Origin of the sequence: Pseudoroseomonas ludipueritiae (assembly GCF_014490445.1) — a bacterium.
GTDB classification, from domain to species: Bacteria; Pseudomonadota; Alphaproteobacteria; order Acetobacterales; family Acetobacteraceae; genus Pseudoroseomonas; species Pseudoroseomonas ludipueritiae.
The window spans coordinates 1-8,765 of sequence record NZ_JACTUZ010000172.1; the positions used below are offsets into that span (position 1 = coordinate 1).

Genomic DNA, 8,765 nt, shown 5'->3' on the forward strand with positions numbered 1-8,765 from the left:
CCGCCGCCGCCCAGCAGGCCACCCAGCCCACCGCCGGCGGGGCCGCCCGTCATGCCGCCGCCCGCGCCGCCCAGCAGGCTGCCCAGGATCTCGCCCAGGCCACCACCGCCTTGGCCCATACCGCTTTGGGGCACTCCGCCCGGACCCTGCGCCATGCCGCCGGGCGTCTGCGCCTCGGCGCCGCGCTGCTTCATCAGCTGGTGAATGAGAAAGGCGATGGCGGCCAGCTTCACGCCATTGGGCAAGCCGCCGGCGAGGCCGCCGCCGGACCGGCCGGAAAAGAATCCGCTCATGGGGCATCTCCTGTCTGCAAAGCCTTTGGGCAAGAACGCGCCGCGCCCCAGGGTGTTGCCCTGGCACCGCGCCTAACCACCCGTGCGTCCGAACCAGACGCCCAGCAGCGCCCCCAGGCAGACCAGCACCAGGAAGCCGTTGAGCCCGATCAGCGCCACGCGCGGGAGGCGGCGCACATCCGGCTTCGGCGGCGGCGCGCCGGCCCAGACCTCGCGCCAGACCGCCGCCACGAAGCAGAAGGCGCCAAACAGCACCAGCACCGAGCCGGTGGCCAGCACCGCCCATTCCGGCAGCACGCCGCCCAGCACCTTCTTGGCGCCGACGCCGGCGGCCAGCGCGGTCAGGCCGGTGCGGACCCAGGCGGCATAGGTCCGCTCCGCCGCCAGCACCGTGCGGTCGGCCGCCAGTTCCGTGCGCCGGTCGGCGCCATCCCTGGCGGGCGGGGTTTCCGCCGGCATGCCGCGCCCCAGCCGCTCAGGACTTGCCGGGCAGCACGGAGGCCAGCACCTGCCGCGCGGTATTGCCGATGACGCTGCCCAGCTCCGGCTCCCCGAACATGGAGGACGCGAAGGCGCGGGCCTGCTTCAGCGTGATATGCGGCGGCAGCGGCGGCACATTGGGGTCGGCATAGGCTTCCAGCACCACCGGGCGGTCGGCCGCGAAGGCCTGCTCCCAGGCGTTGGCCACATGGTCCGGATTGTCCACGAAGATGCCGCGCAGCCCGATCAGCTCGGCGAATTTGTGATAGGGCACGTCCGGCAGGCTCTGCGAGCCGAGGAACTTCGGGTCCCCCGCCATCACCCGCTGCTCCCAGGTCACCTGGTTGAGGTCGCGGTTGTTCAGCACCAGCACCACCAGCCGCGGGTCCGCCCATTCCTTCCAGTACTTGGCGATGGTGATCAGCTCCGCCATGCCGTTCATCTGCATGGCGCCATCGCCGCAGATGGCCAGTACCGGCCGATCCGGATAGGCGAACTTGGCGCCGATGGCATAGGGCACGCCCGAGCCCATGGTGGCCAGCCCGCCCGAGAGCGAGGCCATCATGCCCCGCCGCAGCTTCACGTCCCGCGCATACCAGTTGGTGTGGGAGCCGCTGTCGCCCGCGATGATGCAGCGCTCCGGCAGCCGGGGCGAAAGGTCCCAGAAGACCCGCTGCGGGTTCAGCGGCTCGGCCGGCTGCATGGCGCGCGTCTCGGTCTTCTCCCACCAGGCGGCGACATTCTTCTCGATGCGCTGGCGCCAGGAGGCATCTTCCTTCGGCTTCAGCAGCGGCAGCAGGGCTTCCAGCGTGGCGCGGCTGTCGCCATGTAGGTTCACCTCCATGGGGTAGCGCAGGCTCAGCATGTCGGGCTTCAGGTCGATCTGCACGCCGCGCGCCTGGCCTTCCTTGGGCAGGAACTCGGAATACGGGAAGCCGCTGCCCACCATCAGCAGCGTGTCGCATTCCATCATCAGGTCCCAGCTTGGCTCGGTGCCCAGCAACCCGATGGAGCCGGTGACGAAGGGCAGGTCGTCCGGCAGCGCCGCCTTGCCCAGCAGCGCCTTGGCGACGCCGGCGCCGAGCCGCTCCGCCACCGCGATCACCGCATCCGTCGCCTCCAGCGCGCCGGCGCCGACCAGCATGGCGACCTTCTTGCCCGCGTTCAGCACATCCGCCGCCTGCCGCAACTGCGGCGGCGTCGGCAGGATGGAGGGGCGCGCATAGCCCACGCCGGAATGCACCGTGCCATGCTCATGCGGCGGCACCGGCACCGCTTCCAGCTCCTGGATGTCGTTGGGCACGATGATGCAGGTGATGCGGCGCTCGGCCATGGCGGTGCGCATGGCGCGGTCGATCAGGTGGCGCACCTGCCCGGGCACGCTGACCTGCTGCACAAAGGCGCCGGCCACGTCCTTGAACAGCGCGGCGAGGTCCACCTCCTGCTGGTAATGCCCGCCCAATGCGGCGCGCGCCTGCTGGCCGACGATGGCCAGCACCGGCATATGGTCCAGCCGCGCGTCGTAGAGCCCGTTCAGCAGATGGATGGCGCCGGGGCCGGAGGTGGCGAGGCAGACGCCCACCTCGCCGGTGAACTTGGCATGGGCGCCGGCCATGAAGGCGGCCATCTCCTCATGCCGCGCCTGCACGAACTGGACCTGGTCCCGCGCCCGGTCCAGGGCGCCGACCAGGCCGTTGATGCCGTCGCCCGGATAGCCGAAGACGCGCTTCACGCCCCATTCCGACAGGCGCCGCCAGAAGAAGTCGCCGACCGTTTCCGCCATCTCGCCACCTCATGCGCTGCACCGGGCGCGGCGGGACCCGCGGCACCCTCTCCGGCGCGAACGCCTCGCCGCCAGGGCTGTTGCATCAGGCCCGCCGCATTTCCGGCCTGTCATGTCCGGGCCCTGCATGCTTGACCGGATCGTTCTTCGGTCAGCACACTTGTCCCGCCACAAAGGTCCAAGAACCGCGGCAGCATAAAACAGCGGGCGCGCGCGGGGGCGAGAAGCCCGCGCCGAAGCCCGGAGCCTGAGGAAAGGGAACGGGGCGTTGCATTTATCGGATAGAGTCACCGGGGCATGCCTGGTCGCGCTGGGGGGCGTGACCGTCTATGGCGCCTCGTTGCAGCCGGGCGTGCCCGGGCAGGATGTGGGGCCCAGCGTTTTCCCGATGTTGATCGGGTGCGGGCTGATCCTGTGCGGCGCCATGATCGCGCTGGGCGTCGGCCATAGCTTCGAGGCCCCGGAGGAGATCGTGCCCCCCGAGCCGGGCCAGGCCGTGCCGCAGCCGCCGCGCTTCGCGGAATGGCGCGCCTTCCTGCCGCCCCTGCTGCTGGTCTTCTACATCCTGGCGGTGGACAGCCTCGGCTTCGTGCTGACGGCGGCGGTGATCGCGCTGGCGGTGGCCCTGGCCATGGGTGCACGGTGGCGGCTGGCGGTGCCGCTGGCGGTGCTGGCGCCGCTCGGCATCCACCTGATCTTCTTCAAGCTGCTGCGGGTGCCGCTGCCCGACGGCCTCCTGGCGATGCCGTGGTGACATCATGACGGACCTTCTCGAGGCTTTCCGCATGGTGGGCCAGATGGATGTGCTCATCGCCATCCTGGCCTCGGCCATCTACGGGCTGGTGGTAGGGTCGCTGCCCGGCCTTTCCGCCACCATGGCGACCGCGCTGCTGGTGCCCGTCACCTTCTACCTTTCGCCCATCGCGGCGGTGGCGACCATCATCACCTCCTCCGCCATGGCCATCTTCTCCGGCGACATCCCGGGCTGCCTGCTGCGCATCCCCGGCACGCCCGCCTCGGCCGCCTATACCGACGAATCCTACGCCATGACGCGCAAGGGGCAGGCGGAGCTGGCGCTCGGCACCGGCCTGTGGTTCAGCGCCATCGGCGGCATCGTCGGCACGATATCGCTGCTGGTGATGGCGCCGGCCCTGGCCGAGGTGGCGCTGAACTTCTCCACCTTCGAGTATTTCTGGCTGGCGGTGCTGGGCCTGATGTGCGCCACGCTGGTCGCCCGTTCCTCGCCCGTGAAGGCGATCGCCTCGATGCTGCTGGGGCTGCTCTTCGCCTGCATCGGCATGGAGAATCCGGCGGGCACGCCCCGCTTCACCTTCGGCATGACCGACCTGCTCGGCGGCATTGAGCCGCTGCCGGCGCTGGTGGGTGTCTTCGCCGTGTCGCAGGTGATGCGCGCCCTGGCCGAGGCGGAGCCGCCGCCGCTGCCACGCCGCCGCTTCGGCAGCATCCTGGCGGGGCAATGGTCGCTCACGAAGCGCTACCAGTGGCCGATGTGGCGCGGCAATATCATCGGCATCATCATTGGCGTGCTGCCGGGCGCCGGCGCGGATATGGCGGCCTGGGTCAGCTACGCCATGTCCAAGCGCTTCTCGAAGGAGCCGCAGAAATTCGGCACCGGCCATCCGGAGGGGCTGGTCGAATCGGGCGCCAGCAACAATGCCTCCCTGGCCAGCGGTTGGGTGCCGGCGCTGCTCTTCGGCATCCCGGGCGATACCATCACCGCCATCGCCATCGGCGTGCTCTACATGAAGGGGCTGAACCCGGGGCCCACGCTCTTCACCGAGCGCGCCTCCAGCATGTACGCGCTCTACATCATCTTCATCCTGGCCAATATCATCATGATCCCGCTGGGCATCGTGATGATCCGCGTCGCGGCCACGGTGCTGCGGGCGCCGCGCGCCTCCATCATGCCGGTCATCCTGCTGCTCTGCGCCGTGGGCGCCTTCGCCACCGGCAACAACCTCTTCGCGGTGCTGCTGGTCGCCTTCTTCGGTGTGGTGGGCTACGTGATGGAGCGCAACGGCTATCCGGTGGCGGCCATGGTGCTGGGCATCGTCATGGGCACGATGGTGGAGCAGAGCTTCGTCACCTCCCTCATCAAGTCCGACAACAGCCTGCTGCCCTTCATCGAGCGGCCGATCTCGGCGGTGCTGGCGGCCATCACGGCCGGCGCGCTGCTCTGGCCGGTGGTGGCCTGGGTGCTGCGGCGCTCGGCGGCACGGCGGATGGCGCCGCAGCGCGGCTGACCCTGCTTCGGCAAGGCCGCCACCCTGCGGCCTTGTTCCCTCCCTTAAAACTTGTCCATACTTCCCAGCCAAACCGGCCTGAAGCCGGAGCCAATAGGAGACGATCCATGAGTTCGATGTCCCGCCGTGGGATTCTGGCGAGCACCGCGGCCCTGGCTGGCGCGGCGGCGCTGGCCCGTCCCGCCCTGGCGCAGCCCCGCTATCCCAACCGCCCCCTGCAGATGATCGTGCCCTGGGGCGCCGGCGGCGGCACCGACGCCACGGCCCGCATCATCGCCGCCCTGCTGGAGAAGGAGCTGGGCCAGCCGGTGAATGTGGTGAACCGCACCGGCGGCTCCGGCGTGGTGGGCCATGCCGCCATCGCCAGCGCCAATCCGGATGGCTACAGCATCGGCATCATCACGGTGGAAATCGCGATGATGCACTGGCAGGGCCTGACGGAACTGACCTATGCCAACTACACCCCGCTGGGGCTGATGAACCGCGATGCGCCGGGCGTGCAGGTCAGCGCCTCCTCCCCCTACAAGGACATCAAGGCGCTCGCGGAGGGCATCAAGAACAGCCCGCCGGGCAAGCTGAAGGCTTCCGGCACCGGCCAGGGCGGCATCTGGCACCTGGCGCTGGTGGGCTGGCTGCAGGCCATGGGGCTGAAGCCGGACCATGTGCGCTGGGTGCCCTCCAACGGCGCCGCGCCGGGGATGCAGGACCTGGTCGCCGGCGGCATCGACATCGTGCCCTGCTCCATCCCCGAGGCGCGGGCGATGCTGGATGCCGGGCGCGCCCGCAGCCTGGCCATCATGGCGCCGCAGCGCGACCCGCAATTCCCGGATATCCCGACGCTGAAGGAAAGCCTGGGCGTGGACTACCAGACGGGCGTCTGGCGCGGCATCGGCGGCCCGCTGAAGATGCCGGCCGAGATCTCCGGCAAGCTGACCGAGGCGCTGGAGCGTGTCTACAAATCCGCCGAATACTCGGACTTCATGAAGTCGCGCGGCTTCGGCATGGATTGGGGCGACGGCGCGGCCTTCGGCAAGGTGATGGCCGAGACCGATGCCGCCATGGGCACCGCCATGAAGGCGGCGGGCCTGGCCAAGGCCTGAGCCGGGGGTGGGCCGCCCCGGCGGCGGCCCGCCTCTGGTGCTTCGAGGAGCATCGTCACCCGGTCAGGCGCTTCCGCCTGGCAGGGGCTGCTCTACCGCCCCGGCCGCTTGGCGGCGCGCACCAGCACGGCGGTGGAGAGCAGGATCAGCGACACCAGCACGCCCACCGACATCAGCCCTTCCGGCGTGGCGCGCGCCACGCTGCGGAGCGAGACGGCGCGGCCGAGGCTGAGGTCCAGCCGGGCCTGCATCTCGCCACGGGAGGCCGGGGTGGGCAGCGTGTCATCGGTCATGGTGCATCCTTCTCCGGGTCCGGCGCGGCCAAGGTCCGCCGCACCGGTTTAGCGCCCGACCCGGGGAAAGGTTGGGCCTCAGCGCCCGTAGATGCGGTCCAGCACTGCGGAGACCTCCACCAGCCGCTCCGCCGCCGGGTCGAAGCGCGCGCCGGAGGCCAGCCGTGCCGCCCAGTCGGCGGCGGCACGCCCGCCCCAGGCATCCGGCGGGGTCGCCAGGGTCTCGCGCGCGGTGCCGCGGAAGCGCTCGGCGGTGAAGTCGTAGAAGGAGCCGTTGACGTTGCGCAGCGCCACGCCGCCCCCGGTGCCATAGAAGGCGGCCGAGATCACCGCATCCTGCCCCGCCTGCAAGCGCCAGGAACAGGCGAGCTGCACCGCCGTGCCGCCATGTAGCGTCACCGTGGCCAGGGCATAATCCTCGACCTTGTCCGGCCGGCCGCCCAGCGGCTCCCCGCCCGCGAAGAGGCTGCCCTGCACCTTGGCCACGCCCGGGAAATCCAGCGTCCAGAGCGCCAGGTCCACCAGATGCACGCCCAGGTCCATGACGCAGCCGCCGCCGGAAAGCGCGGGGTCGTAAAACCACTGCTTGTCCGGCCCATAGGCATTGTGGAAGACCAGATCCACCGCATAGATCCGGCCCAGCTCGCCGGATTGCACCACCTCGCGGATGCGGCGCATGCCTTCGGTGAAACGGTAGGACAGGTCCACTGCCAGCAGCCGGTCGGCCTTGCGGGCGGCATCGACCACGGCACGGGCCTCGGCGGCGGTGCGGCCCAGCGGCTTCTGGCAGAAAACGGCCACGCCGTGTTGCAGGGCGCGGATGGATTGCTCGGTATGGAGCGCGCTGGGGGTGGCGATCACCACGCCATCGACGCCCGCTTCCAGCATGGCATCCAGCGAATCCACCGCCTGGGCGCCGGGGGCCAGCTTCAGCGCCTCCGCCACCATCTCGGGCGAGGCATCGGCGATGGCGGCGGCCTCGGCATGGCCTTCCTCCAGGATGGCCTGCATGCGGTGGCGACCGATCCAGCCGACACCCAGGAAGCCCAGGCGCGGGCGGCTGCGCTGCGCGGCGGCGGCGGGGGCTGCGGTCATCACGTCGCTCATGGGAAGGTCACCAGCGCCTTGAGGAAGCCATCGGGCCGGTCGCGGGTGGCGTTCAGCGCCTCGTCCAGCCGCGAAAGCGGGAAGCGGTGGGTATAGAGCCCGCTGGGGTCCAGCCGGCCGGAAGCCACGGCTTCCACCGCCTCGCGGATGCCGGCCATATAGACCTTGGGGTCGCGCTCATGGGCATTGATGACGTCGATGCCGCGCCAGTTCCACAGCCACATGTTCACCTGGCGCGGGCCGTCCTGGTGGTAGCCGGCGACGATCAGCCGGCCGCGCTCCCGCGTCAGTTCCCCGGCCAGGTCCAGCGGCCATTGCTTGCCCACGGCCTCGATGACGCGGTCGCAGAACTGGCCGCCGGTCAGGGTCTTCACCTGCTCGATGATGGCGTGGTGGTCCTCCATCGGGATCACCTCGGCGGCGCCCATGCGCCTGGCGAGGTCCAGCGAGAAGGGGCGGCGGGAGATGGCGATGACCCGTGCGCCGGCATCGGCGGCCAGCCGCGTCAAGATGGCGCCCAGGAAGCCGATGCCGATGATGGCGACGGTCTGCCCCGCCTCGATGCCCGCGCGGCGGAAGATGTTCATGGCGCAGCCCAGCGGCTCGCCCGGGAAGGGCTGGCCGGCCAGGGAATCCGGCAGGCGGACGACATTGTCCTGCTCCGCCAGGTCGTATTCGGCATAGCTTTTGTAGGAGAGGGCGGCGACGCGGTCGCCGACCGAGAAGCCGGTGACGCCCTCGCCCAGCGCATCCACGATGCCCCAGCCTTCATGGCCAAGGTCGCCCGGCGGGGTGGGGAACTGCATCCATTCCGGCCCCGCCCAGGGCGTCAGGTTGGAGGCGCAGACGCCGCAGCCTTCCAGGCGGATGCGCAACTGCCCTGGGCCGGGCTCGGGCCGCGCCACATCCTCCAGCCGGACCTGGCCAGGGCCGGCCAGAACCGCGGCCTGCATCGTGCGAATACCGGCAACCGCCTCGCTCACTCTTCCATCCCCCGCACTGCCATGGCTCCGCCATTCCTCCATCACTCGCATCGGGCGTAACGCGACTGAGGCGTGGCCGTTTCAGGGGGCAGGGTGGCTTTGATGTCAGGCCGCGCGCTCCTGCCGCGCCGGCGTTTCGCTGCCCCGTTCTTCCGTGGCGCTGGCCGCTTCAACGCGGCGCGCGCCCCCGAGATAATGTTGTTCGGGATGGTAGCGCAGCGCATCGAGCCAAGCGCGCAGATATTCAGGCCAGGGCAAGCTCGATTCGTTTGGCATAATGGCACCTGTCAGGATGCGCCAGTCAGGCGCATCGGCAGAAATTGGCCGGCGGCGGGGGAGCCGCCGGCCAGGACGCCGCGCCTTGGGGGAGGGGGAGGTGCGCGGCGATGGCGGTGGAGGGGGCCTCGGTGGCGTGCGGCCCTGCCTCGGTTCAGCGGGCGGCGAGGGTGTTGCTGGCGCCGC

General features: G+C 70.5%; 9 protein-coding genes and 1 pseudogene. 3 read left to right on the plus strand and 7 right to left on the minus strand.

The window, feature by feature from the left end:
* The 3 genes and pseudogenes from IBL25_RS22375 to IBL25_RS22385 all read right to left on the minus strand — a co-directional run.
* A pseudogene (locus IBL25_RS22375) lies at nt 1-293 on the minus strand (hypothetical protein); the annotation flags it as partial.
* A 72-nt stretch (nt 294-365) separates the two neighbouring features.
* Nucleotides 366-752 carry a YidH family protein gene (locus IBL25_RS22380; protein WP_187780705.1) on the minus strand — a complete coding sequence of 129 codons (387 nt, stop codon included), beginning with the start codon at nt 750-752 and terminating at the stop codon, nt 366-368.
* 16 nt (nt 753-768) lie between these two features.
* Complete coding sequence (locus tag IBL25_RS22385; protein WP_187780706.1) at nt 769-2,556, minus strand: thiamine pyrophosphate-requiring protein; 1,788 nt, start codon at nt 2,554-2,556, stop codon at nt 769-771.
* Nucleotides 2,557-2,824: 268 nt separating this feature from the next.
* Between IBL25_RS22385 and IBL25_RS22390 the strand changes: the two genes are divergently transcribed.
* The 3 genes from IBL25_RS22390 (at nt 2,825) to IBL25_RS22400 (ending at nt 5,920) form a co-directional block, all read left to right on the plus strand.
* Entirely contained in the window at nt 2,825-3,310 is a 486-nt protein-coding gene (locus tag IBL25_RS22390; RefSeq protein WP_187780707.1) for a tripartite tricarboxylate transporter TctB family protein, read from the plus strand.
* 4 nt (nt 3,311-3,314) lie between these two features.
* Nucleotides 3,315-4,820 carry a tripartite tricarboxylate transporter permease gene (locus IBL25_RS22395; RefSeq protein WP_194433803.1) on the plus strand — a complete coding sequence of 502 codons (1,506 nt, stop codon included), beginning with the start codon at nt 3,315-3,317 and terminating at the stop codon, nt 4,818-4,820.
* A gap of 107 nt (nt 4,821-4,927) precedes the next feature.
* Nucleotides 4,928-5,920: a tripartite tricarboxylate transporter substrate binding protein gene (locus tag IBL25_RS22400; RefSeq protein ID WP_187780708.1), complete on the plus strand. Its 993-nt coding sequence runs from the start codon at nt 4,928-4,930 to the stop codon at nt 5,918-5,920.
* A 92-nt stretch (nt 5,921-6,012) separates the two neighbouring features.
* Here IBL25_RS22400 and IBL25_RS22405 read toward each other — a convergent pair whose 3' ends face one another.
* The 4 genes from IBL25_RS22405 to IBL25_RS22420 form a co-directional block, all read right to left on the minus strand.
* Nucleotides 6,013-6,213, minus strand: a complete 201-nt coding sequence (locus IBL25_RS22405; protein ID WP_187780713.1) for a hypothetical protein — start codon at nt 6,211-6,213, stop codon at nt 6,013-6,015.
* Nucleotides 6,214-6,291: 78 nt separating this feature from the next.
* The gene (locus IBL25_RS22410; protein WP_238940591.1) at nt 6,292-7,320 is read right to left on the minus strand and encodes a Gfo/Idh/MocA family protein; all 1,029 of its coding nucleotides are present in this window, start codon (nt 7,318-7,320) and stop codon (nt 6,292-6,294) included.
* Entirely contained in the window at nt 7,317-8,303 is a 987-nt protein-coding gene (locus IBL25_RS22415) for an MDR/zinc-dependent alcohol dehydrogenase-like family protein (RefSeq protein WP_367615669.1), read from the minus strand. Before IBL25_RS22415 ends, IBL25_RS22410 begins: the two co-directional genes overlap by 4 nt.
* Nucleotides 8,304-8,408: 105 nt before the next feature.
* Nucleotides 8,409-8,579, minus strand: coding sequence for a hypothetical protein (locus tag IBL25_RS22420; protein WP_187780709.1), 171 nt, complete (start codon nt 8,577-8,579; stop codon nt 8,409-8,411).
* Nucleotides 8,580-8,765: the final 186 nt, after the last annotated feature.